22 protein-coding genes, 1 pseudogene and 1 riboswitch are annotated in these 24,671 nt (G+C 66.2%); of the genes and pseudogenes, 14 read left to right on the plus strand and 9 right to left on the minus strand.

The window, feature by feature from the left end; genetic code table 11:
- From NUU27_RS10245 to NUU27_RS10260, 4 genes and pseudogenes are all read right to left on the minus strand, one after another.
- Positions 1–225: pseudogene (locus NUU27_RS10245) on the minus strand (signal recognition particle-docking protein FtsY); the annotation flags it as partial.
- 5 nt (positions 226–230) lie between these two features.
- The gene (gene mtaB, locus NUU27_RS10250) at positions 231–1,514 is read right to left on the minus strand and encodes a tRNA (N(6)-L-threonylcarbamoyladenosine(37)-C(2))-methylthiotransferase MtaB (protein WP_257762003.1); all 1,284 of its coding nucleotides are present in this window, start codon (positions 1,512–1,514) and stop codon (positions 231–233) included.
- Complete coding sequence (gene dapF / locus NUU27_RS10255) at positions 1,515–2,396, minus strand: diaminopimelate epimerase (RefSeq protein ID WP_257762004.1); 882 nt, start codon at positions 2,394–2,396, stop codon at positions 1,515–1,517.
- Positions 2,397–2,486: 90 nt separating this feature from the next.
- Positions 2,487–2,648 (minus strand): DUF1328 family protein, encoded by a 162-nt coding sequence (locus NUU27_RS10260; protein WP_009450858.1) that lies wholly within the window; start codon positions 2,646–2,648, stop codon positions 2,487–2,489.
- Between the two features lie 246 nt (positions 2,649–2,894).
- Between NUU27_RS10260 and NUU27_RS10265 the strand changes: the two genes are divergently transcribed.
- From NUU27_RS10265 to lpdA, 11 genes are all read left to right on the plus strand, one after another.
- Positions 2,895–3,428, plus strand: a complete 534-nt coding sequence (locus tag NUU27_RS10265; protein ID WP_257762005.1) for a protease inhibitor Inh/omp19 family protein — start codon at positions 2,895–2,897, stop codon at positions 3,426–3,428.
- A 54-nt stretch (positions 3,429–3,482) separates the two neighbouring features.
- A complete protein-coding gene (gene zapE, locus NUU27_RS10270) occupies positions 3,483–4,688 on the plus strand; it encodes a cell division protein ZapE (RefSeq protein WP_257762006.1) in 1,206 nt (401 codons plus the stop codon).
- 389 nt (positions 4,689–5,077) lie between these two features.
- Complete coding sequence (gene mdh, locus NUU27_RS10275; protein WP_257762007.1) at positions 5,078–6,040, plus strand: malate dehydrogenase; 963 nt, start codon at positions 5,078–5,080, stop codon at positions 6,038–6,040.
- 15 nt (positions 6,041–6,055) lie between these two features.
- Complete coding sequence (gene sucC, locus NUU27_RS10280) at positions 6,056–7,252, plus strand: ADP-forming succinate--CoA ligase subunit beta (protein WP_257762008.1); 1,197 nt, start codon at positions 6,056–6,058, stop codon at positions 7,250–7,252.
- Positions 7,253–7,310: 58 nt separating this feature from the next.
- Positions 7,311–7,628 (plus strand): cupin domain-containing protein, encoded by a 318-nt coding sequence (locus NUU27_RS10285; RefSeq protein ID WP_257762009.1) that lies wholly within the window; start codon positions 7,311–7,313, stop codon positions 7,626–7,628.
- An 8-nt stretch (positions 7,629–7,636) separates the two neighbouring features.
- Positions 7,637–8,545: a succinate--CoA ligase subunit alpha gene (gene sucD, locus NUU27_RS10290; protein ID WP_257762010.1), complete on the plus strand. Its 909-nt coding sequence runs from the start codon at positions 7,637–7,639 to the stop codon at positions 8,543–8,545.
- 149 nt (positions 8,546–8,694) lie between these two features.
- A complete protein-coding gene (locus NUU27_RS10295; RefSeq protein WP_257762011.1) occupies positions 8,695–11,682 on the plus strand; it encodes a 2-oxoglutarate dehydrogenase E1 component in 2,988 nt (995 codons plus the stop codon).
- 19 nt (positions 11,683–11,701) lie between these two features.
- A complete protein-coding gene (odhB, locus tag NUU27_RS10300; RefSeq protein WP_257762012.1) occupies positions 11,702–13,252 on the plus strand; it encodes a 2-oxoglutarate dehydrogenase complex dihydrolipoyllysine-residue succinyltransferase in 1,551 nt (516 codons plus the stop codon).
- A 12-nt stretch (positions 13,253–13,264) separates the two neighbouring features.
- On the plus strand, positions 13,265–13,756 hold the full coding sequence (locus NUU27_RS10305; protein ID WP_257762013.1) for a hypothetical protein: 492 nt from the start codon (positions 13,265–13,267) through the stop codon (positions 13,754–13,756).
- A 34-nt stretch (positions 13,757–13,790) separates the two neighbouring features.
- Complete coding sequence (locus NUU27_RS10310; protein WP_257762014.1) at positions 13,791–14,546, plus strand: SDR family oxidoreductase; 756 nt, start codon at positions 13,791–13,793, stop codon at positions 14,544–14,546.
- Between the two features lie 32 nt (positions 14,547–14,578).
- Positions 14,579–15,985 carry a dihydrolipoyl dehydrogenase gene (gene lpdA, locus NUU27_RS10315; RefSeq protein ID WP_257762015.1) on the plus strand — a complete coding sequence of 469 codons (1,407 nt, stop codon included), beginning with the start codon at positions 14,579–14,581 and terminating at the stop codon, positions 15,983–15,985.
- A gap of 60 nt (positions 15,986–16,045) precedes the next feature.
- On the opposite strand, the gene NUU27_RS10320 is transcribed toward lpdA, so the two are convergent.
- From NUU27_RS10320 to NUU27_RS10340, 5 genes are all read right to left on the minus strand, one after another.
- The gene (locus tag NUU27_RS10320) at positions 16,046–16,270 is read right to left on the minus strand and encodes a hypothetical protein (protein ID WP_257762016.1); all 225 of its coding nucleotides are present in this window, start codon (positions 16,268–16,270) and stop codon (positions 16,046–16,048) included.
- 77 nt (positions 16,271–16,347) lie between these two features.
- Positions 16,348–17,382: a TraB/GumN family protein gene (locus NUU27_RS10325; RefSeq protein WP_257762017.1), complete on the minus strand. Its 1,035-nt coding sequence runs from the start codon at positions 17,380–17,382 to the stop codon at positions 16,348–16,350.
- 101 nt (positions 17,383–17,483) lie between these two features.
- Complete coding sequence (locus NUU27_RS10330) at positions 17,484–18,425, minus strand: tyrosine recombinase XerC (RefSeq protein WP_257762018.1); 942 nt, start codon at positions 18,423–18,425, stop codon at positions 17,484–17,486.
- Positions 18,426–18,514: 89 nt separating this feature from the next.
- On the minus strand, positions 18,515–20,323 hold the full coding sequence (locus tag NUU27_RS10335) for an ABC-F family ATP-binding cassette domain-containing protein (protein ID WP_257762019.1): 1,809 nt from the start codon (positions 20,321–20,323) through the stop codon (positions 18,515–18,517).
- A 3-nt stretch (positions 20,324–20,326) separates the two neighbouring features.
- Positions 20,327–20,974: a thiamine diphosphokinase gene (locus tag NUU27_RS10340; protein ID WP_257762020.1), complete on the minus strand. Its 648-nt coding sequence runs from the start codon at positions 20,972–20,974 to the stop codon at positions 20,327–20,329.
- Positions 20,975–21,065: 91 nt separating this feature from the next.
- Positions 21,066–21,179: riboswitch (TPP riboswitch) on the plus strand.
- Between the two features lie 37 nt (positions 21,180–21,216).
- Here NUU27_RS10340 and thiB point away from each other — a divergent pair.
- The 3 genes from thiB to thiQ are packed head-to-tail and all read left to right on the plus strand — an operon-like array spanning position 21,217 to position 24,604.
- The gene (gene thiB / locus NUU27_RS10345) at positions 21,217–22,221 is read left to right on the plus strand and encodes a thiamine ABC transporter substrate binding subunit (RefSeq protein ID WP_257762021.1); all 1,005 of its coding nucleotides are present in this window, start codon (positions 21,217–21,219) and stop codon (positions 22,219–22,221) included.
- The gene (thiP, locus tag NUU27_RS10350) at positions 22,197–23,840 is read left to right on the plus strand and encodes a thiamine/thiamine pyrophosphate ABC transporter permease (protein ID WP_257762022.1); all 1,644 of its coding nucleotides are present in this window, start codon (positions 22,197–22,199) and stop codon (positions 23,838–23,840) included. Before thiB ends, thiP begins: the two co-directional genes overlap by 25 nt.
- Positions 23,837–24,604 (plus strand): thiamine ABC transporter ATP-binding protein, encoded by a 768-nt coding sequence (gene thiQ, locus NUU27_RS10355; protein ID WP_257762023.1) that lies wholly within the window; start codon positions 23,837–23,839, stop codon positions 24,602–24,604. The genes thiP and thiQ overlap by 4 nt, the downstream gene beginning before the upstream one ends.
- Positions 24,605–24,671 lie beyond the last annotated feature (67 nt).

A 24,671-nucleotide genomic window follows, 5' to 3' on the forward strand; every position in this document is an offset into this window, starting at 1 on the left:
TGGCTCTGGCTCTGGCTCTGGCTCTGGCTCTGGAATGATTTCAGGGGCCGGTTCCGGCGGGGTCAAGGGCTCGGCGGGCTCTTGCGCGGGCGCGGTTTCCTCGGCTTGTGCGACGGCGGAGGCATCCGCCTCCGGCGTGGCGGTCTCGGCGGTTTCCTCGAGCCCCTTCTCCTCGACCTGTTTCTTGCCGAACGAGAAGACCTTCTTGATAAATCCGAATGCCATGCCTGCTATGCCGCTTCCTGCTTCAGCGCGACCGCGGTGAGCCGCTCCCCGTCGTGGCCGGTGACGACCGCCTCGACAATCTCTCCCGGCTGGCCGCGGTCGAGCGAAGCCAGCGTGAACCCTTCCGTGCGGCCGAGACCCGAGCGCTCGACGAGAAGGCGCTGGCGGCTGCCGGCCAGCGCCTCCAGATGGCGGCGATAGGCGCCGTCTCCGGCCGCCCGCAGCCGTGCCGCCCGCTCCTTCACCCGCTCGCGCGCCACCTGCGGCATGTGCGCCGCCGGCGTGCCCTCGCGCGGGCTGAAGGGGAAGACATGCAGATGCGTCAGGCCGCATTCCTCGACGATGCGCAGCGAATTCTCGAACATCGCCTCCGTCTCGGTCGGGAAGCCGGCAATGATGTCGGCGCCGAAGACCGCATCCGGGCGCAGCCGCCGCACCTCTTCGCAGAAGGCGATGGCGTCGGCCCTGAGATGCCGCCGCTTCATCCGCTTCAGGATCATGTCGTCGCCGTGCTGAAGCGAAAGGTGCAGATGCGGCATCAGCCGCTCTTCCTCCGCAAGGGAGCGCATCAGCTCGCCGTCCGCCTCGATCGAATCGATGGAGGAAAGGCGCAGCCGCCTGAGCTCCGGCACCTCGCGCAGCACCGTACGCACCAGCTTCCCGAGCCGCGGGGCTCCAGGCAGGTCGGCGCCGAAGCTGGTCAGGTCCACCCCCGTCAGCACCACCTCGGCATAGCCGTTGCCGACGAGGCGGCGCACCTGGTCGACCACCGCCCCCATCGGCACGGAGCGCGAGTTGCCGCGGCCGTAGGGGATGATGCAGAACGTGCAGCGATGGTCGCAGCCATTCTGCACCTGCACGAAGGCGCGGGCGCGGCCCTCGATGGAATCGACCATGTGGGACGCTGTCTCGCGCACCTCCATGATGTCGTTGACGCGCACCTTCTCGAACTGGTTGACGCCGAAATCGGGCAGCGCCCGGTAATTGTGGGCGGAGAGCTTTTCCTCATTGCCCAGAACGAGGTCGACCTCGCTCATCGCATCGAAGGTCGCCGGCTCGGTCTGCGCCGCGCAGCCGGTGACGATGATGCGTGCATCCGGGTTCTCGCGTCGCGCCCTGCGGATCGCCTGGCGCGCCTGGCGCACGGCCTCGGCCGTCACCGCGCAGGTGTTGACCACGACGGCCCCGCCGGCGAGCGCCTCCAGACCAGCTTTTTCGGCCTCGCGCCTGATGACCTCGGACTCATAAGCATTGAGCCGGCAGCCGAAGGTGAGCACGTCGACCTTCATTCAGGCCGCTCCCTCGGTCTCACGCTCCCAAACGCCGGTGGCGGGGTCGAAACGGCCGGAAAACTCCCATTCGGCGGGCCCGGTCATGATGACATGGTCATCGTCCCGCCACAGGATGTCGAGCGGGCCGCCTGGCACCGTGACCGTGACATGCCGTCCCGTGCGCCCGGTGCGCGCGGCAGAAACGGCCGCCGCGCAGGCGGCCGAGCCGCAGGCGAGCGTCAACCCCACTCCGCGTTCCCAGGTCCGCAGCGCCAGCGCGTCGCCCGACGTCACCCGGGCGAGCGAGATGTTGGCGCGTTCGGGAAAGATGGGATGGTTCTCGAGCAGGGGACCGAATCGGGCGAGATCGTAATCGTTGACATCACCATCGACCCAGAAAATGGCATGCGGATTGCCCATCGAGGCGACCGAGGGGGAATGCAGGACCGGTGCGTCGATGGGGCCGATCTGCAGCTCGATCTTGCGCGTATCGCCGAACTCCTCTGCCAGCGGAATGTCCTGCCAGCCGAAACGCGGCTTGCCCATGTCCACCGATATCAGCCCGTTCTCGTGCTCCTGTGCGTTGAGGAGGCCGGCCACCGTCTGGAAGGTGAACACCTTCTGACCGGTTTCGGCCGCAAGCTGCTGCACCACGCAGCGCGTGCCGTTGCCGCAGGCCTGCGCCTGGCTGCCGTCGGAATTGATGATCTCGATGTAGCTGTGCGTTCCTGCAACGCGCGGATCGTGGATCGCCATGATCTGATCGAAATGCATGACAGGATCGGCGTTCAGGGCGAGCGCCGCCTCCGGCGCCACGCGATCCGCGCGACCGCGCATGTCGGCAACGATGATCTCGTTGCCAAGGCCGTTCATCTTCGCAAAGGGTGCCAGCACCGCCATTGAGGCTCCAGTGTCACAGGGTCTGGCGCCTATATGGCCGATGACGGCCGAAATTACCAGATGAACGGCCACCCGCCATGCGGATCGGCATCAGGCGATCACAACAATGCCAAGAACGGCGAGCAGGAAGAGAATCAGCACGACGGCGATGAGCAGTTTGGCGCCCGTCATCGCGGCGCCGGCCAGGCTGTTCATGCCGAGGAGACCTGCCACCGCGGCGACGATCAGGAGAATGAGTATCCATTTGAGCATAATCGAGCCCTCTGTTGCGGCCTTTGGCACGGCCCTTGGCGTGTTCGGCAGGTCAACGCGAAAGATAATGGCTGGTTCCCATGGGCCCCTACTGTTGCCGAATGGAAACACTCGGCCGTTCTCGCGCGAGAAACCGGTTCTTAACCACGTCCGGGCTGTTATAATTGCAAAACAGCGCCACGATTGGCGTCTTCCCTGGAACTCTTGGCCACACCAGTGCATTGGGCGCTGTAATGGAGAGATCGCATGCCGCTGAAAAAATCCGCATTGATGGCAGTTCCTGTTCTGGCGCTTGCCATGGCAGGCTGCACGAGCGAGCGCTTTGCGCCGATGGGCGGCAGCCGCGCGCCGGCGCCCCTGGCCGCCGCTCCCTCCGGCACGGTCACCTCCAACCAGTTGCCGCCGCCTTCCGGCCCGACGAATGCGTCGAACTTCCCCGAGCCGCCGCAGCAGGACACGCAGGTCGCCGCCCTCGACCCCAACGCGGCCGCCAACGCGCCCGATGTCTCGACCGGCAGCGTGGCCGGCGTCTGGAGCGTCAATGTCGCCGGCCAGTCCTGCCGCATCGCAACACCGCAGACGAAATTCGGAGCAGGCTATCGCGCCGGGCCCCTGCGCTGCCCCGCTCCGATGGACGGCGTCAAATCGTGGAACGTCGAAGGCAAGCAGCTTGCGTTCTATGACGAGAGCGGCGGCGTGCTCGCCCGCCTCTATTCGTCGGGAGCCGAGCGCTTCGACGGCCAGACCACCAGCGGCCAGCCCATCTCCCTGACCCGCTGACCGGCACACCATCAATCAGCATGCACGGCCCGAAAGCCGATCCGAAAGCCTGACATGACGCTGCGCGACGGTCTCGTAACCCATCCTTCCGTTGTGCAGCGTTACCAGCATCTGGTGGAGAGCGGATCGCTGGCAAGCGATCCGGTCCAGATGAAGGTGGCGGCGACGCTCGACCAGCTGATCGGCGAGATCTGCGACAAGCGGCTAGCCCGCAAGTCGAGCGCGCTCGGCTGGCTTTTCGCCAAGCGCAGCCGGGCCCACGAGGCGGTTCGCGGGCTTTACATCCATGGTGGTGTCGGCCGCGGCAAGACCATGCTGATGGACCTGTTCTACGAGTTGGTGCCCGCCGAGCACAAGCGGCGCGCCCATTTCAACGACTTCATGGCCGATGCGCACGACCGCATCGCCCGGCACCGGGCAGCGCTGAAATCGGGCGAGACGCGGCAGAGCGACCCGATCCCACCGGTCGCGGCCGCGCTCGCCAAGGAAGCGTGGGTCCTCTGCTTCGACGAGTTCACCGTCACGGACATCGCCGACGCGATGATCCTGTCGCGCCTCTTCTCGGCCCTGTTCGAGCGCGGCGTGGTGCTCGTCGCGACCTCCAATGTCGCCCCCGAAGACCTTTACCGCGACGGCCTGAACCGCGGCCTGTTCCTGTCCTTCATCGGCATTCTTCGGCAGCACACGCGCGTTCTGGAGCTCGACGCGCACACCGACTATCGGATGCAGAAACTGAACCGCATCCCCGTCTACCTGACGCCCGACGACGAGGCCGCCGACCGGCAGATGGACGAGGCCTGGGAGGCGATGGCCGATGGCAGGCCCGCGGAGGCCCGCAGCCTGACCGTCAAGGGCCGCAAGCTGGTCGTGCCGCAGGCCGTGGACGCCGCCGCACGCTTTTCCTTTGCCGACCTGTGCGAAAGACCGCTCGGGGCGCGCGATTACCTGGCGCTGGCGGCAGCGTTCGACACGATCTTCATCGATCATGTCCCGGTGATGGACCTGCGCCGGCGCAACGAGGCGAAACGCTTCATTCTCCTGATCGACACGCTGTACGACAATCGCGCCCGCCTTTACCTTTCTGCCGCCGCCGCTCCCGAGGCGCTCTACACGGCGACCACCGGGACGGAGGCCTTCGAATTCGAACGCACCGTGTCCCGGTTGATCGAGATGCAGAGCCACGACTGGCTGGCGCAGGTGAGGCGGAAGAACGGCGTGGAGGCGGACGCCGGAATGTCGGTCGCCGCCCGCGCCGGATGAGCACTCCCCCGCGACATCTTGCCTTGCAAAACAGAGCAGATTGCCGCCCCAGGCGACCGCCTCTGCTCAAAACGACGGCAAAACTCTTACTTTTACGTAAACCAAGAACCCTCTAAACGATTGAAATATCTAGCCCGCGAAGAATCGGTTGAATTCTTGCCACAGTATGCTTATTGCATAAGGGCTGATTGATGGAGCCTTGCCAGCCGAAGCATCCGCATCCCCACGGCCCCGCCCGTCCATTTGGACGGCCGACATGCCGGGAGCGGGCGTATCGCCTGACGGCTTGAAATGCATTGATGTGACACGACACAGGCATCACGCAACGCTCGCAACCTATCTTCACAAAACTCACCTATCCTTTCGACACAAGGGGGAATCCTGACCACATGGCACGCGATAAGATCGCTCTCATCGGCTCCGGTATGATCGGTGGCACGCTCGCTCACCTGGCGGGCCTGAAGGAACTGGGCGACGTCGTCCTTTTTGATATCGCCGAAGGCATCCCCCAGGGCAAAGGCCTCGACATCGCCGAGTCCGCACCGGTCGAGGGCTTCGACGCCAAGATGCAGGGCGCCAACGACTATTCGGCCATCGAGGGCGCCGACGTCTGCATCGTCACCGCCGGCATCGCCCGCAAGCCGGGCATGAGCCGCGACGACCTTCTCGGCATCAACCTGAAGGTGATGGAGCAGGTCGGCGCGGGCATCAAGAAATATGCCCCCAACGCCTTCGTGATCTGCATCACCAACCCGCTCGACGCGATGGTCTGGGCGCTGCAGAAGTTCTCCGGCCTGCCGAAGACGCATGTGGTGGGCATGGCCGGCGTGCTCGATTCGGCACGGTTCCGCTACTTCCTTTCCGAGGAGTTCAAGGTCTCCGTCGAGGACGTGACGGCCTTCGTGCTCGGCGGCCATGGCGATTCCATGGTGCCGCTGACGCGCTACTCCACCGTCGCCGGCATCCCGATCCCCGACCTCGTCAAGATGGGCTGGACCTCGAAGGAGAGGATTGACGAGATCGTCCAGCGCACGCGCGACGGCGGTGCGGAGATCGTCGGCCTCCTGAAGACCGGCTCCGCCTATTACGCTCCGGCCTCCTCGGCGATCGTCATGGCCGAAAGCTATCTGAAGGACAAGAAGCGCGTTCTGCCCTGCGCGGCGCATCTGTCCGGCCAGTACGGCGTCAAGAACATGTATGTCGGCGTGCCGACCGTGATCGGCGCCGGCGGCGTCGAGCGCGTCATCGAGATCGACCTGAACAAAACCGAGCAGAAGATGTTCGAAAAGTCCGTCGAAGCCGTTGCCGGCCTCTGCGAGGCCTGCGCCAACATCGCGCCCAACCTGAAGTAAGGAGTAGGCGGCCCCATGAACATTCACGAGTATCAGGCCAAGCAGCTTCTCAAGAGCTTTGGCGCTCCGGTGGCCGATGGCGTGCCGGTGTTTCAAAAGAGCGAGGCGGAAGCCGCGGCCAAGCAGTTGCCCGGACCGCTTTATGTGGTGAAGAGCCAGATCCACGCCGGCGGACGCGGCAAGGGCAAGTTCAAGGAGCTCGGCGCCGATTCGAAAGGCGGCGTGCGCCTGGCCAAGAGCGTTGAGGATGTCGTTGCCAATGTCAACGAGATGCTCGGCAACACGCTGGTCACCAAGCAGACCGGCCCGGCCGGCAAGCAGGTGAACCGCCTCTACATCGAGGATGGCGCCGACATCGCCCGCGAGCTCTACCTGTCGATCCTCATCGACCGCACCGTCGGCCGTCCGGCTTTCGTCGTCTCCACCGAGGGCGGCATGGACATCGAGGCCGTGGCCGAGGAGACGCCGGAGAAGATCCTGACGCTGGCCATCGATCCCGAGGCGGGCGTCACGGCCGATGACGTGAAGAAGCTCAACGAGGCGCTGAAGCTCGACGGTCAGGCGGCCAAGGACGGCGAGACGCTGTTCCCGATCCTCTACAAGGCGTTCACCGAGAAGGACATGAGCCTTCTCGAGGTGAACCCGCTAATCGTCATGGAGAACGGCCGCCTGCGCGTTCTCGACGCCAAGGTCTCCTTCGACGGCAACGCTCTGTTCCGTCACGAGGACGTGGTTGCCCTGCGCGACACGACCGAGGAGGACGAGAAGGAGATCGAAGCCTCCAAATACGACCTCGCCTATGTGGCGCTGGACGGCAACATCGGCTGCATGGTCAACGGCGCCGGTCTTGCGATGGCCACGATGGACATCATCAAGCTCTACGGAGCCGAGCCTGCCAACTTCCTCGATGTCGGCGGCGGCGCTTCCAAGGAGAAGGTGACGGCTGCCTTCAAGATCATCACCGCCGATCCGGCCGTGAAAGGCATCCTGGTCAACATCTTCGGCGGCATCATGCGCTGCGATGTCATCGCCGAAGGCGTTGTCGCCGCCGTCAGGGAAGTGGGCCTGAAGGTTCCGCTGGTCGTCCGCCTCGAAGGCACCAATGTCGATCTCGGCAAGAAGATCATCAACGAAAGCGGTCTCAACGTGATCGCCGCCGATGATCTGGACGATGCGGCCAAGAAGATCGTCGCTGCGGTGAAGGAAGGCTGAGACCGTGCCTCCTCGGAAGATCAACCTGCTGGCAGCCGCCGACCGGCGGATCCGGAAAGTGTTTGATCCCCACATTGCGGGTGACGTGAACGACGCGCAGGTCAAGATCGCCAAATTCGGTGCGACCTTCGACTGGCATTCCCACGAGGCCGAAGACGAGGCGTTTCTGGTCCTCAGGGGCCGGATCGCCATCGATTTTCGCGACGGCTCCGTCGAGCTCGACGAGGGCGATTTCCTGGTGGTGCCGAAAACCGTCGAACACCGGCCGCGCTCCCTCACCGAGGAGCCGGTCGTGCTGATGTTCGAACCTGCGACCACCGTCAACACCGGCAATGCCGAGAGCACCCTGACCGTCACTGAATTGAACCGATTGTAGGGAAAAGCATGTCCATTCTCGTCAACAAAGACACCAAGGTCCTCGTCCAGGGCCTGACCGGCAAGACCGGCACGTTCCACACCGAACAGGCGCTCGCCTACTACGGCACCAAGATGGTCGGCGGCATCCATCCGAAGAAGGGCGGCGAAACCTGGCGCAGCGGCCTGGAAGGCGCCGCCGAGCTGCCGATCTTCGCATCGGTCGCCGAAGGCAAGGAGAAGACCGGCGCCGACGCCTCCGTCATCTACGTGCCGCCGGCAGGCGCCGCCGCCGCGATCATCGAGGCGATCGACGCGGAGATCCCGCTCATCGTCTGCATCACCGAGGGCATTCCGGTGATGGACATGGTCAAGGTCAAGGCAAAGCTCGACAAGTCGACGTCGCGCCTGATCGGCCCGAACTGCCCGGGCGTCCTGACCCCCAACGAATGCAAGATCGGCATCATGCCGGGCAACATCTTCAAGAAGGGCTCGGTCGGCGTCGTCTCGCGCTCCGGCACGCTCACCTATGAAGCCGTCTTCCAGACCACCAATGCGGGTCTCGGCCAGACGACGGCCGTCGGCATCGGCGGCGATCCGGTGAAGGGCACCGAATTCATCGACGTGCTGGAGATGTTCCTCGCCGATGACGAGACGCAGTCGATCATCATGATCGGCGAGATCGGCGGCTCGGCCGAGGAAGACGCGGCCCAGTTCCTGCGCGACGAGGCCAAGAAGGGCCGCAAGAAGCCGATGGCCGGCTTCATCGCCGGCCGCACCGCCCCTCCCGGACGCACCATGGGCCACGCCGGCGCGGTGATCTCCGGCGGCAAGGGCGGCGCGGAAGACAAGATCGCCGCGATGGAGGCGGCCGGCATCAGGGTCTCGCCCTCGCCGGCACGGCTCGGCCAGACGCTGGTCGAGGCGATCAAGGGGTGAGTGAATAGTAAATGGTGAATGGTGAATGGAATGCAGCGATGGTGAACTGAGCAACAAAGAACGTCCAACGTCTTCGTTTCCATTCACCATTCACTATTCACCATTCACTTCGTCCAACAAGGAGACCGGGCATCGTCCCGGCTAAGACAATGGCACGGCAAGATCAGGCCAACGACGAAATGTCGATCACTTCGTTCCTCTATGGTGGCAATGCCGCCTATATCGAGGAACTCTACGCCAGTTATCAGGACGATCCTGCCTCCGTCAGCGAGGATTGGCGTTCCTTCTTCGGCGCCCTCAAGGACGATGCGGCGGATGTCAGGAAGAATGCGGCCGGCGCGTCCTGGAAGAAGAAGGGCTGGCCCGAGACCGCCAATGGCGAGCTCGTCTCCGCCCTCGACGGCAACTGGGGCGCGCTGGAGAAGCATTTCGACGGCAAGATCAAGGAGAAGGCGGCCAAGACCGGCGCCGAGCTTTCCGCCGACGAGGTGCAGCAGGCGACGCGCGATTCCGTGCGGGCGATCATGATGATCCGCGCCTACCGCATGCGCGGCCACCTGCATGCCAATCTCGACCCGCTCGGCATCGCCAAGCCCCTCGAGGACTATAACGAGCTGTCGCCGGAAGCCTATGGCTTCACCTCGGCCGACTACGACCGGCCGATCTTCATCGACCACGTGCTCGGCCTCGAGACCGCGACGATCCGCCAGATGCTCGACATCCTCAAGCGGACCTACTGCTCGACCCTCGGCGTCGAATTCATGCACATCTCCAACCCGGCCGAGAAGGCCTGGATCCAGGAGCGCATCGAGGGGCCGGACAAGGGCGTCGAGTTCACCGCCAACGGAAAGAAGGCGATCCTGCAGAAGCTGATCGAGGCGGAAGGTTTCGAGCAGTTCATCGACGTCAAGTACAAGGGCACCAAGCGCTTCGGCCTGGATGGCGGCGAAGCGCTGATCCCGGCGCTGGAGCAGATCATCAAGCGCGGCGGCCAGATGGGCCTCAAGGAGATCGTCCTTGGCATGGCGCACCGCGGCCGCCTCAACGTTCTCTCCCAGGTGATGGCAAAGCCGCACCGGGCGATCTTCCATGAATTCAAGGGCGGCTCCTTCGCCCCCGACGACGTGGAAGGCTCGGGCGACGTGAAGTATCACCTCGGCGCGTCCTCCGACCGCGAGTTCGACAGCAACAAGGTGCACCTGTCGCTGACCGCCAACCCGTCGCATCTGGAGATCGTCAACCCGGTCGTCATGGGCAAGGCGCGCGCCAAGCAGGACCAGGTGTTCGGCCGCAAGCGCGAGGACGTCGTGCCGCAGGAAGAGCGTGCCCGCGTGATGCCGCTGCTGCTGCACGGCGACGCCGCCTTCGCCGGCCAGGGCGTGGTGGCGGAGTGCTTCGGCCTGTCGGGCCTGCGCGGCCACCGTGTCGCCGGCACGGTGCACTTCATCATCAACAACCAGATCGGCTTCACGACCAACCCGCGCTTCTCGCGCTCCTCGCCCTATCCCTCGGACGTGGCGAAGATGATCGAGGCGCCGATCTTCCACGTCAACGGCGACGATCCGGAGGCCGTGGTCTACGCGGCCAAGGTGGCGACCGAATTCCGCATGACCTTCCACAAGCCGGTGGTCATCGACATGTTCTGCTACCGCCGTTACGGCCACAACGAGGGCGACGAGCCGGCATTCACCCAGCCGATCATGTACCGCAAGATCCGCAAGCATGAGACGACGGGCGAGATCTACGCCCGCAAGATGCTTGCCGAGAACGTGGTCACCGATGCCGACATCGACAAGATGCGCAGCGACTGGCGCTCGCACCTGGAGGCCGAGTTCGAGGCCGGTCAGTCCTACAAGCCCAACAAGGCGGATTGGCTGGACGGCGCCTGGTCAGGCCTGAAGAAGGCCGACGACGAGGACGAGCAGCGCCGCGGCAAGACCGCCGTGCCGGTCAAGACGCTGAAGGAAATCGGCAAGAAGCTTGCCGAGGTGCCCGAGGATTTCGAGGCGCACCGCACCATCCAGCGCTTCCTCGCCAACCGGAAGAAGATGATCGATTCCGGCGACGGCATCGACTGGGCGACGGCCGAGGCCCTCGCCTTCGGCTCGATCCTGCTCGATGGCAACCCGGTGCGCCTGTCCGGCCAGGACTCCGAGCGCGGCACCTTCTCGCAGCGGCACTCGGTGCTCTACGATCAGCGCGACGAGAACCGCTACATCCCGCTCAACAATCTCGGCCCCCAGCAGGCCTATTACGAGGTCATCAACTCGATGCTCTCGGAAGAGGCCGTGCTCGGCTTCGAATACGGCTTCTCGCTGGCCGAGCCGCGGGCGCTGACGCTGTGGGAAGCCCAGTTCGGCGACTTCGCCAACGGCGCGCAGGTGGTGTTCGACCAGTTCATCTCCTCGGGCGAGCGCAAGTGGCTGCGCATGTCGGGCCTCGTCTGCCTGCTGCCGCACGGCTATGAGGGCCAGGGGCCGGAGCACTCCTCCGCCCGCCTCGAGCGCTGGCTGCAGATGTGCGCCGAGGACAACATGCAGGTGGCCAACTGCACGACGCCGGCCAACTACTTCCACATCCTGCGCCGTCAGCTCAAGCGCGACTTCCGCAAGCCCTTGATCCTGATGACCCCGAAGTCTCTGCTGCGCCACAAGCGCTGCGTCTCCTCGCTCAGCGAATTGTCCGGCGAGAGCACCTTCCATCGTCTCCTGTGGGACGATGCGGAGCATCTGGAAGGCCAGCCGATCAAGCTGGTCAAGGATTCGAAGATCCGCCGCGTCGTGATGTGCTCGGGCAAGGTCTATTACGACCTCTATGAGGAGCGCGAGAAGCGCGGCATCGACGATGTCTACCTGCTGCGCGTCGAGCAGCTCTACCCATTCCCGGCGAAGGCGCTGATCACGGAGCTGTCGCGCTTCCGCAACGCCGAGATGGTGTGGTGCCAGGAAGAGCCCAAGAACATGGGCGCATGGTCCTTCATCGACCCGTATCTGGAATGGGTGCTGCAGCACATCGAGGCCAAGAACACGCGCGTGCGCTACACCGGCCGGCCGGCCGCCGCTTCGCCCGCCACCGGCCTGATGTCCAAGCACCTTGCGCAGCTCGAGGCCTTCCTCGAGGATGCGCTGGGCGAATAGGAAGCGACGGAGACAGGACATGGCGACAGAAATCCGCGTCCCCACGCTCGGCGAGTCCGTTGCCGAGGCCACCATCGCCCGCTGGATGAAGGCCGTCGGCGACACCATCGCCACCGACGAGCCCCTCGTCGAGCTGGAGACCGACAAGGTCTCCATCGAGGTGCCCGCGCCCGCATCCGGCACGCTGGATGAAATCACGGTGAAGGAGGGCGAAACCGTCGAGGTCGGCGCCCTGCTCGGCATGATCGCCGGCGGCAAGAGCGACGGCAAGGCAAAACCACAGACTGACAAGGCCGGCGCCGCAGCGCCCGCCAGCAAGGACAACCAGGAGGCAGAAATGGCCGGCGGCGGAAAAATCGTCGAGGTGAACGTTCCATCGGCGGGTGAATCCGTCACCGAGGCCCAGGTCGGCGAGATCTACAAGAAGGTCGGCGACGCGGTGAAGACCGACGAGGCGCTTCTCGAACTGGAGACCGACAAGGCCGCCCAGGAAGTGATGTCGCCGGTCGACGGCGTCATCAAGGAACTGGTCGTCTCCTCCGGCGACGAGGTCGAGGTGGGCGCCCTGCTGCTGCGCATCGAGGAAGGCGCGTCCGCCGGCGCCGCCGCGCTGAAGGAGGAGAAGAAGGACGAAAAGCCCGCCGCCGAAAAGCCGACGCCGGAAAAGCAGGCCGAAAGCGCCCGCCCGCCCGCACCCTCGGCACAAAAGCTGATGACCGAGCAGGGCGTGAAGGCGTCCGATGTTTCCGGCTCGGGCAAGGAAGGCCAGATCCTCAAGGGCGACGTGCTCGCCGCCATGGAACGCGGCGCGCCGAGCACGCCCGCCGAGACGCCGAAGGTCGCCCGCGCCCCCTCGCCCGCCGAGGATGAGGTGCGCGAGGAGCGCGTGAAGATGACGCGCCTGCGCCAGACCATCGCGCGGCGCCTGAAAGACGCGCAGGCGACCGCCGCCATGCTCACCACCTTCAACGAGGTGGACATGACGGCCGTCATGGACCTGCGCAAGAAGTACAAGGATCTGTTCGAGAAGAAGCATGGCGTGAAGCTCGGCTTCATGGGCTTCTTCACCAAGGCCGTGACGCATGCGCTGAAGGAGATCCCGGCGGTCAACGCCGAGATCGACGGCACCGACATCATCTACAAGAACTTCTGCCACATCGGCGTGGCGGTCGGCACCGACCGCGGCCTCGTCGTGCCGGTGGTGCGCGATGCCGACCAGATGTCCATCGCCGAGGTGGAGAAGGAGATCGGCCGGCTCGGCGTCGCCGCGCGTGACGGCAAATTGTCGATGGCCGACATGCAGGGCGGCACCTTCACCATCTCGAACGGTGGCGTCTACGGCTCGCTGATGTCGACGCCGATCCTCAACGCGCCGCAGTCGGGCATCCTCGGCATGCACAAGATCCAGGAGCGCCCGATGGTCGTCGGCGGCCAGATCGTCATCCGTCCGATGATGTATCTCGCGCTCTCCTATGATCACCGCATCGTCGACGGCAAGGAAGCCGTGACGTTCCTTGTGCGCATCAAGGATGTGCTCGAGGATCCGGAGCGCCTGGTGCTCGATCTCTAGGAACCGGCGGCGATGCGGTTGCGGACCTTCCTTCCCGGCCTCTTCGCCGCTTCCTGCCTCGCGGGGCAGGCGCTGGCCGCCTGCCCCCAGGAACTGTCCGTCTACACCGAGGTGAACGGCGAAACGGGCATCGACTTCCGGCCGGACAGCGAGGCGGCTCTCGTCGCCAACAGCTTCCGCCTGGTCCTGCCGCAAGGCCCCCTCCTGGAAGGGCATGTGATGTGGACGCAGGGCCCGGAAAGGCCCTTCGGCGCGCTGATGCTCGACTGCCCGCAGGGCGACGTCACCGGGGAGGAAATCGCGGCCTGCACCCATTGGCAGGGCGTGGTCTACGCGCTCGGCACGGACGGCGAGATCGGCCTCATCCCGCGCCAGGGCGAGGACGCCGCCGAACGGCTCCTGTTCCCGGATCTGAGCCGCATGCTCAGGGCCGGCCCGCTGAACGACGGCAAGGCCGTCCTGCCGGAATGGGATGTCTACGCCCTCAGCGGCTGCCAGGAATGACGACGGAAAACCGGCAACACGGCTTCGACAAGCGATGACGCAACAGGCGAAAACACTTTTGGTGACGGGAGGAGGACGCGGCATCGGCGCGGCAGTCTGCCGGCTTGCCGCATCCTCCGGCTATCGGGTGGCGGTGAATTACGTCGCCGATTCGGCGGCTGCCAACGAGGTGGTTCGGGCCATCGAGGCCGCGGGCGGCGAAGCCTTCGCCGTCAGGGCCGACATTGCCAGCGAGAACCACATCCTCGCCATGTTCGAAGCGGTCGACAAGCGGTTCGGGCGGCTCGATGCACTGGTCAACAATGCCGGCGTGGTGGACCGCAAGGCACGGGTCGACCAGATGGATCTCGCCCGCCTCGAGCGGATGATGCGCATCAACGTGATCGGCACCATGCTGTGCGCCAGGGAGGCGGTGAAGCGCATGTCGACGCGGCATGGCGGACGGGGCGGCGCCATCGTCAACATCTCCTCCATCGCCGCCGTGCTGGGCTCGGCCGGCGAATATGTGGACTATGCGGCAGCCAAAGCCGCCGTCGACACCTTCACGATCGGCCTAGCGCGCGAAGTCGCCGAGGAAGGCATCCGCGTCAACGCCGTCAGACCCGGCATCACCGACACGGAAATTCATGCCTCGGGCGGACAGCCCGACCGCGCCGCACGGCTTTCGACCCTTATTCCCATGAAACGGCCAGGCACGGCGGAGGAAATCGCCCGCGCCGCGCTCTGGCTTCTGTCCAACGACGCGTCCTATACGACGGGCGCTCTTCTCAATGTCAGCGGCGGCCGCTAGCCACCGCCCCGAAAAGCAGGAAAGGCAGGAACATGTCCTATGATCTCGTCGTGATCGGAACCGGCCCCGGCGGCTATGTCTGCGCCATCAAGGCCGCCCAGCTCGGCCTCAAGACGGCGGTGGTGGAGAAGCTGCCGACGCACGGCGGCACCTGCGTGAATGTCGGCTGCATTCCCTCCAAGGCGCTTCTGCACGCCTCCGAGATGTTCGCCGAAGCCGAACATGCGCTGCCCGATCTCGGCGTCGAGGTGGGCAAGCCGAAGCTCAATCTGAAGAAGATGCTGGAGCACAAGGTCAAGACGGTGGAGCAGAACACCAAGGGCCTCGACTTCCTCATGAAGAAGAACAAGATCGACGTCTATCGCGGCGTCGGCAGCATCGCCGGCAAGGGGAAGGTGAAGGTCACGGCCGACGACGGCAAGGAACAGACGGTGGAGACGAAGAACATCGTCATCGCCACCGGCTCCGACGTTGCCGGGATTCCCGGCGTCGAGGTGACATTCGACGAGAAGGTCGTCGTCTCGTCCACCGGAGCGCTCGAATTTTCCAAGGTGCCGGCAAGCCTCGTGGTGGTCGGCGGCGGCGTGATCGGGCTCGAGCTCGGCTCCGTCTGGGCCCGCCTCGGCGCCAAGGTGACGGTCGTCGAATATCTCGACACGATCCTCGGCGGCATGGATGGCGAGATCGCCAAGCAGTTCCAGCGCATGCTCGCCAAGCAGGGTTTCGATTTCAAGCTGGGCGCCAAGGTGACCGACGTCTCCAAATCCGGCAAGGGCGCCAAGGTGACCTTCGAGCCGGCGAAGGGCGGCGATGCGGAATCCATCGAGGCGGACGTGGTGCTCGTCGCCACGGGCCGCAAGCCCTACACGGAAGGCCTCGGCCTGAAGGAAGCGGGCGTCGAGCTGGACGAGCGTGGCCGCGTCAGGACCGACGGTCATTTCCGCACCAATGTCGAGGGCATCTATGCCATCGGCGACGTGATCGCCGGCCCGATGCTGGCGCACAAGGCGGAAGACGAGGGCGTCGCGGTGGCTGAAATCCTCGCCGGCCAGGCCGGCCACGTCAATTACGACGTCATTCCCGGCGTCGTCTACACCAGCCCTGAAGTCGCCTCGGTCGGCAAGACCGAGGAAGAACTGAAGAAGGCCGGCATCGAGTACAACGCCGGAAAATTCCCCTTCTCCGCCAACGGCCGCGCCCGCGCCATGCTGAAGACCGACGGATTCGTCAAGATCCTGGCCGACAAGAAGACCGATCGCGTGCTCGGCGTTCATATCCTCGGCTTCGGTGCCGGCGAGATGATCCACGAAGCGGCCGTTCTGATGGAGTTCGGCGGCTCGTCGGAAGACATGGCCCGCACCTGCCACGCGCACCCGACCATGTCCGAAGCGGTCAAGGAGGCGGCGCTCGCCACCTTTGCCAAGCCGATCCACATGTGATCGCAGCCGCGCAAACCGGAAGCCCCGCGGCCATCGCTCCGGGGTTTCCGCCCAGCGCACTCAATGTCTGCTGCCGGCCGATGCCCGATCCGGCGTCCCGGCGTTCAGGGGAACGTCCTGGCTCTCTTTCGCCGACTGGGGACCTTGCGCTTCGCCGGACACGATGCCGTTCCAGATCGCCATGCCCAGGAGGATGGCGGCGGCTGCAGCCAGCGCCCCGACCACGAAGCCTTTCGTGCCGCCGGAGAACGCGTCGCTGTCGTTTTCAGCGTCCTTCTTCGGCATGGCAAACCCTCCATCGGCTGCGGATACAGGCGGTATGGAAGTGAACGCCCGGCTCGCGCGTCCTGTTCCTAAAAAAGTTAGTCGACTTTTTCAACCTCGTAACCGGCAGCGCGCAGAAGCTCGACCAGCCCTTCGGCGCCCGGCAGATGCAGGGCGCCCACCGCGATGAAGGCGCCGCCCTTTTCCAGGATCGGCTCGGACCGCTCTGCCATCACGCCGTTGCGCGCCTTGACCATCGCCTGGTCGAAGGCGGCGTAATCTCCCTCGCTCGCATCGTTTTCGGGCACCGCCGCCCGGATCAACGGCCAGAACATGCCCGTCTCCCCGTCGACATAGAGCGCGACCATCGTTTCCATCACGTCTTCCAGGCGCTCGCCCAGCGACAAGGTCTCCACCAGCCCGCGCGCGTGCAGTTCCATCGGCAGCGAAGCCATCGCGGCAAGCTGCTCGACGGCGCTTTCGAGGCCGAGCAGCTCCTTGCCGTCTTCCTGCGCCTGCCGCGCCAGCTTGACGTCGAGCACCGGCAGGCCGGCGCTGCTGCGCTGGACCTCGCAACTGGGCAGCGCGACCAGCGAGATCAGCATCCACGGTTTCATCTTCTTGACGCTGCCGAAGGGCACGCCGCGCGCCGATAGCGCCGCCTCGACGATCTCGCGATCCGCGGCGGAAAGATGATCCGCCAGCGTCTCGCTGCCGGTGAACATGGTCAGCTCCGGCTGCCCGTATATGGCTGCCGCCATGGCGCGCTGGTCGAGAATGTCCGTCGTCTCGATGACGATCCGTTCGGCGCCGTCAAACGCCTGGCGGGCCGCGTCCGACAGCTCCGTCACGCGCGGATCGCTCATATGCATGGTGCCGAAGAGATAGGAAGGCGCGAGCCCGTCCCTCGTCACCCGCCACAACAGGCCTTGTCCGTTGGGCGTCTCCCCGGCCTTGCGGCGCACCTCCTCGAGCGCCGCCGGATCTTCGGCGGCGAGCTCGGCCAGAAGGTTCTTGCCCGCGCATGCAAAGGTCTCCGCGCTCGCCGGCGAGGCGAGGAGCAGCCCCGCCAGAAGCGCGCTGAGCAGAAGGAGCGGCAGCGCGGCGGCGACCCGCAGGGCCACGTCGGCCATGCGATCGATCGATGAAGTCTCGGCTCTTGCTCTCATCCGGCAAGCCTAGCCCGCAATCAAGGCAAAACGGTTAACCGCAAGCGGCGAATTGAAGCCATGCCTCAGGCGCGCGGATGGGCGGCATCGTAGATCTCCATCAGCCGCGCCGTATCGACGGCCGTATAGACCTGCGTCGTCGAGAGGCTTGCATGGCCCAGCAGTTCCTGGATCGCCCGCAGATCGCCGCCACGCGCCAAGAGATGCGTGGCGAAGGAGTGGCGCAGGGCATGCGGCGTCGCCGTTTCCGGCAGGTTGAGGGCGGAGCGCATGCGCTTCATCTCACGCTGGATGACCGCCGGCTGCAGCGCACCGCCCCGCGCGCCGCGAAAGAGCGGCGCCTCGGCTGCCAGGTGATGCGGGCAGAGCCGTCGGTATTCGGCAACCGCTTCGGCGGCGACGGGCAGAACCGGCACCAGCCTCATCTTGCCGCCCTTTCCAGTGATGCGCAGCGCCGTCGGCCCCTTGCCGGTGAAATCTGCCCCCGTCAGGCCGAGCGCCTCGGCGATGCGCAGGCCCGAGCCGTAAAGCAGCGTGAGCACGGCTGCATTGCGCGCCGCGATCCACGGTTCTTCGGCAAGCTGCATGTCCCCCGACACGACCTTGCGCGCATCGACCGCCGTCAGCGGCTTCGGCAGGCCGCGCGGCGCGCGCGGCGCCTTGAGGGCCGATGCCGCCGCCGCATTGATCAGGCCGCGCCGCTCCAGGAAGCGCAGAAACGAGCGGACGCCGGCCAGGCCACGCCCCAGCGTGCGCGCGCCGGCGCCGTTGGCGCGGCGGAAGGCGAGGAAGGCGCGCAGATCGGCCGGACGCAATTCGCGCACCTCCGCAAGCCCCGGCGCACCGCCGCAATGGCCGGTTAGAAATTGCAGAAACTGCCGAGTGTCGCGCTCATAGGCCTCGACGGTCAGCGCGGAAAGCCTCCGCTCGTCGCCGAGCGCGGCAAGCCATTCGGCACGGGCGCGCTGCAGGTCCGGGCGGGCGACGACGAGGAATTCCTGGGGCATGGGCAACGATCCGCTGTGTTTGCAGCCAGTCTCGCCCCGCCGGGTTAGCATCCGGTGAAGGCCCTCGCATCCTCACCAGCCGGGCTCCCTCAAACGCCCTCGATCTCCTCGCGCAGCATCTCCAGCTCCAGCCACTCCTCCTCCAGCCGCGCGCGCGTGTCGCGCTTTTCGTCGAGCTCCTTCGTGAAACGCTCGAAAGCGGAGGCATCGCGTGCATAAAGCGCCGGATCGGAGAGCTTCGCTTCCAGCCCGTCTATCTCCGCGCCGAGCTGCTCGATCTTCTGCGGCAGGGTTTCCAGGGCGAATTTCTGCTTGTAGGAGAGCTTTTTCATTGCCGCCTTCGAAGCGGCGGGCGCCGGCTTCTCTTTCGGTGTCTCGGACGCCCCGCGCGCCTTGCGCCGCTCCAGCTCCTCGCCCTTGCGCTGCGCCATCATGTCGGAATAGCCGCCGGCATATTCGACCCAGCGGCCTTCGCCCGCCGGCGCGATCGTGCTTGTTACCGTCCGGTCGAGGAAATCGCGGTCATGGCTGACCAATAGAACGGTGCCGGGAAACCCCTCCACCAGCTCCTGCAGGAGATCCAGCGTCTCCATGTCGAGATCGTTGGTCGGCTCGTCGAGCACCAGGAGATTGGCCGGCCGCGCCAGAAGCCGCGCCAGCACCAGCCGCGCCCGCTCGCCGCCGGACAGATCGCGGATCGGCGTGCGCGCCTGTTCGGGCTTGAACAGGAAGTCTTTCATGTAGGAGACGACGTGCCGCTCCTGCCCGTTGACGACGACGCTGTCGCCGCGGCCGTCGGTGAGGAAATGGGCCAGCGTCTCCTGCGGGTCGAGCGCCCGCTTCTGGTCGAGCATGGCGATCTCGAGGTTCACGCCGAGCCGGTGCGATCCTTCATCGGGCTGAAGAATCCCGGTCAGGAGGTTGACCAGCGTCGTCTTGCCGGCGCCATTCGGGCCGACGAAGCCGACGCGGTCGCCGCGCAGGATGCGGGTGGAGAAGTCCTTCACCACGGCGTGGCCGTCATAGGCCTTGCCGAGTCCCCTGGCCTCGATGACCAGCTTTCCCGATTCGGCCGCATCGCTGGCCGTCATGCTCGCCACGCCTTCCGCCCGCACATGCGTGCGATGCCGCTCGCGCAGCGCCTGCAGCTCGCCGAGCCGGCGCACATTGCGCTTGCGGCGCGCGGTGACCCCGTAGCGCAGCCAATGCTCCTCACGGACGATCTGCCGGCCGAGCTTGTACTGCTCGCGCTCCTCCTCCTCCAGGACCTTGTCGCGCCACTCCTCGAAATGGGCGAACCCCTTGTCCAGCCGGCGCGTGACGCCGCGGTCCAGCCACACCGTGGCGCGGCTGACCCGTTCCAGAAAACGCCGGTCGTGCGAGATGGTGACGAGCGCCGAGGACGAGCGCTGCAGCTCCTCCTCCAGCCATTCGATGGTGGCGAGATCGAGGTGGTTCGTCGGCTCGTCCAGAAGCAGAAGATCGGGTTCCGGCGCCAGCACGCGGGCAAGGGCCGCCCGCCGCGCCTCGCCACCCGAAAGCGTTGCCGGGTCTTCCTCGCCCGAAAGCCCCAGCCGGTCGATCACGAGCGCCACGCGGTTGACGTCGTCGGCCGGCCCGAGTCCCGCCTCCACATAGGCGCGCACGGTGGCAAAGCCCTGCCAGTCGGGAGACTGCGGCAGATAGCGTATGGTGGCGGTCGGCTGGCGGAACACCTCGCCCTCCTGCGGCTCGACGAGGCCGGCGGCGATCTTCAGGAGCGTCGACTTGCCGGAACCGTTGCGGCCGACCAGCGCCAGACGTTCGCCCGGCCCGACCATCAGCGAGGCGCCGTCGAGCAGCGGCGTGCCGCCGAAGGTCAGCCTGATTGCGTCGAGCTTCAACAGCGGTGGCGCCATGGATCAATATTCCCAATCGTTCAAGAGGTGCGCGACCAGCAGCGCGCGCCCGCTCTCCAGCGTCACGGCGAGCTGCCCGTCGACGGCATTGGAAAGCGTCAGCGAAGAACCGAAGGCGACCTCCACCCCGTCGAGCGGCCATTTCGCACCCTCCACCGTCAGGCCGGAGAGTTCGGAAAAGGCAAGGATCGAAAACAGCATCCCCTGCGGATAGGTGAAGACATGCCGCCGGCCGGGCGCCAGCGGCAACCCTTCCTGCGCACCGCTCGTCAGCCGGACGGCGATTCCTTGCTCGCAAAGCTGCAGCGCCTGCGTCAGATGCAGGAACATATGGTCGGCGCGCTCGCCGCCGAAAGCCCCGACGAGCGTCAGGCCGGTGGCGCCGGCATCGATGGCCGCGGCGATCGCAAGCTCGCCGTCGGTCTTGTCCTTTTCGGACGGGTAGACGCGGCGCGGCACGTGCTCATATGCCCGCGACAGGCCCGACGGCACGGAATCGAAGTCGCCGACCCAAAGTTCCGGCGTCACGCCGAGTTCGGATGCGTGACGGATGCCGGAATCGGCGGCGATGACGCGCGTTCCGGCGATTTCGGCGTCGAGCGCCGGCGTGCGCGTGAGGTCACCGCCCAAAAGGAGAGTAAATCGGCTCATGGCGAGGCCCTTATCATGGCGACACGAAAGCGCCAACGGCGATGTCCCCCGTTTTCCCTTGCGCGCCCGCACCGCGCGCCCTATTTTCCCGGGCGCTCTAACGGGGTGCCGGCGCGTTGCCGGCTGAGAGGCCTGGGGGGAACCCGGCCAACCCGCCGAACCTGATCCGGTTTGCACCGGCGGAGGGATTAGACGCTTTGCAAGCAGCGCCTCATTCCCCAACCAGACGAGAGGAGGCGCAGATGCGCTCGACAATCCTGCTTTCCATGCTCGCGCTTGGCGCGGCTTGCGCGTCGGTCCCGGCGGCGGCAGCGGAAAAGCTCACCATCTACACCTACGAAAGCTTCACCGCCGAATGGGGCCCCGGCCCGGCGGTGGAAAAGGCCTTCGAGGCGGAATGCGGCTGCGACCTGGAGTTCGTCTCGGTGGCCGACGGCGTGGCGCTTCTCAACCGCGTGAAGCTGGAAGGAGCGTCGACGAAAGCCGACATCGTCCTCGGCCTCGACAACAACCTGATCCATGAGGCGCGCGAGACGGGTCTTTTTGCGCCGCACGGTGCCGATCTTGCCGAAGTGAACGTGCCCGGCGGCTTCGAGGACGATGTTTTCGTGCCCTATGACTACGGCTACTTCGCCTTCGTCTTCGACACCGAGGCACTCGACACGCCGCCGGCGAGCCTCGAAGCGCTGGTTGAGGACGAAAGCGGGCTGAAGATCGCCATCCAGGATCCGCGCACCTCGACGCCCGGCCTCGGCCTGCTGCTGTGGGTGAAGGCGGTCTATGGCGAGGAGGCGGCCGATGCCTGGGTGAAGCTCAAGGACAAGGTGCTGACCGTGACGCCCGGCTGGAGCGAGGCCTATGGCCTGTTCACCAGCGGCGAGGTGCCGATGGTGCTGTCCTACACCACCTCGCCCGCCTATCACGAGATCGCCGAGAACACCGAGCGCTACAAGGCGGCCTCGTTCACGGAGGGCCACTACCTGCAGGTCGAGGTGGCCGCCCGCACGGTGACGGGCGTGAAAAACCCGCTCGCGTCACGGTTCCTCGCCTTCATGACCGGCCCCGGCTTCCAGGACACCATCCCCGAAACCAACTGGATGTTTCCGGCCGGAAAAACCTCCAAGCCGCTCAACCCGGTGTTCGACACGCTGGTGAAACCGGCACGGACGCTGGAATTCACGCCGGAAGAGGTTGCAGCGGAGCGCAAGGCCTGGGTGGATGAATGGCTTTCGGTGATGAGCCGCTGAGGGTCGCCCGCCCTTCGTTCGCCGACAGGCGCGTCACCGCTGGCCGGCTCGCCCTGGCGGCGGTCGCCCTGCTGGTCGGCGGCGCGTTCGCCGGCCTGGCGCTGGAGGCGGCCATGCGCGGTGCGGGCGCGGCCGGTGCCTTCGACGCCTATCTGGCGCGCATCGCCCGCTTCACCCTGTGGCAGGCGCTTCTGTCGGCGCTGCTGTCGGTTGTGCCGGCGATCTTTCTCGCCCGTGCGCTGGCGCGGCATCCGATCTTCCCCGGCCGCGCCTTCATCCTTCGTTTGTTCGCCGTGCCGCTCGCCTTGCCGGCCATCGTCGCCGCCCTCGGCGTGCTGGCGCTCTACGGCAGGGCAGGCTTCTTCGCACCGCTCTTCTCGGCCCTGGCAGGCGGGACCTGGCCCGGCATCTACGGCCTGTCCGGCATCCTGGTCGCCCATGTGTTCTTCAACCTGCCGCTGGCCACCCGCCTGTTCCTGAACGCGCTGGAGAGCGTCCCGGCAGACCAGTGGCGGCTCGCCGCGCAACTCGGCATGGGCGCCGGCGCTTCCTTCCGCTTCCTCGAATGGCCGGCCATGCGCGCCGCGCTGCCGGGCGTCGCCGGCCTCGTCTTCATGCTCTGCGTCACCTCCTTCACCATCGTGCTGCTGCTCGGCGGCGGCCCGCGGGCGACGACGCTCGAGGTGGCGATCTACCAGGCCCTGCGGTTCGACTTCGACCCCGCCCGCGCCCTGGCGCTGACCCTCGTGCAAGTGGTTCTGGCCGGCGCGGTCGTGTTCGGCCTGACGCGGCTCGGCGCCACGCTCACCGGCGATGCCAACCTGCCCGTGGCGCCGCGCCGCTTCGTCTGGCACGGGCCGGTCGAGACGGCGCTGAACGCGGCGCTGATCGGCCTTTCGCTGCTGTTCGTCGCCGGCCCCATGGCCGCCACGGTGCTTGCCGGCCTCGGCGCCGATCTCGCCCGCCTTGCCGCCGAAAGCGCCGTCCATCGGGCCCTGCTGACCAGTCTCCTTTTCGCCGGCCTGTCCGCGCTTCTCTGCCTGCTGCTGTCGCTGGCGCTGGTGGCGGCACGGCGGGCGCTCGAATTGCGCCGCGGCGCGCTGCCGGCCGGCCTTCTGGAGCAGGCGACCGACAGCGGCGCAGCACTGGTGCTGATCGTGCCGCCGCTCGTCATCGGCGCCGGATGGTTCATCCTGCTGCGCCATCTGGGCGACGTCTTCGCCTTCGCGCCGCTCATGGTGGTCACCGTCAACGCCGTCATGGCGATGCCCTTCGCCATGCGCGCCATCCGCCCCGCCTACGACGCGGCCAGCGCCCGTCATGAGCGGCTTTGCCTGTCTCTCGGCATCGCCGGCCTCAACCGTCTGAGGCTCGTCGACTGGCCGGCATTGCGACGCCCCGCCGCCACCGCGCTTGCCTTTGCCATGGCCCTGTCGCTGGGCGATCTCGGCGTCATCGCCCTGTTCGGCAGCGACCGGGTGCAGACCCTTCCATACCTCCTCCTCCAGCGCATGGGCAGCTACCGCACGGCGGATGCCGCCGGTATAGCCCTTTTCCTCGGGCTTCTGTGTCTGGCATTGATGTTTGTCGCCGACCGGCTCGGCAAGGAGACCCGATGAACAGGACGCCAGAGGCCAGCGGCGGGGCGCGGATCGACCTGCAGGACGTGCGCTTCGCCTATCCCGGCGGGGCGCCGATGCGCTTCGACCTTGCCGTGGCCGCCTCCGACATCGTCGCGGTGATGGGACCGAGCGGATCGGGCAAATCGACCCTGCTCAGCCTGATCGCCGGTTTCGAAGCCCCGACCGGGGGCCGCATCCTGATCGACGGCGGGGACATCGGCGCGCTGGCCCCGCATCAGCGGCCGGTTTCCATGGTGTTCCAGGAGAACAATCTTTTCGCCCACCTGACGGTGGCGCAGAATGTCGGGCTCGGCCGCTCGGCATCGCTCAGGCTGAGCGCCGGCGACCATGAGGCGATCGCCGATGCGCTGGCGCGAACCGGCCTTGCCGGCAAGGAGAACCGGCTGCCGCATGCCCTGTCCGGCGGGGAGCGGCAGCGCGTGGCGCTCGCCCGCGTGCTGCTTCGCCGCCGCCCGGTGCTGCTGCTCGACGAGCCTTTCGCCTCGCTGGGACCGGCCCTCAGCGACGAGATGCTGGCACTGATCGCCGCGCTGCACGACGAGCAGCGCATGACCGTGCTGATGGCCACGCACGACCCGCACGACGCCGAGAAGCTTTCGAAGACCATGGTCTTCGTCGACAACGGTACGGTTGCCGGAACCGGCCCGACCGCCGACTTCCTCGCCGGTAACGGTTCCGAAGCTTTCAACCGCTACATTGGCCGGCGGGGTGAACGGAAGCAGGCTCCGGCAACAAAGTGATTCCCCTTTCCCCGCGTATGCGGTAGATGCAGCATCGGATGGGACGCGAAGCACTGACGAGGGGAAC

It is taken from the genome of Nitratireductor sp. ZSWI3 (genome assembly GCF_024655565.1).
Classification (GTDB): domain Bacteria; phylum Pseudomonadota; class Alphaproteobacteria; order Rhizobiales; family Rhizobiaceae; genus Nitratireductor.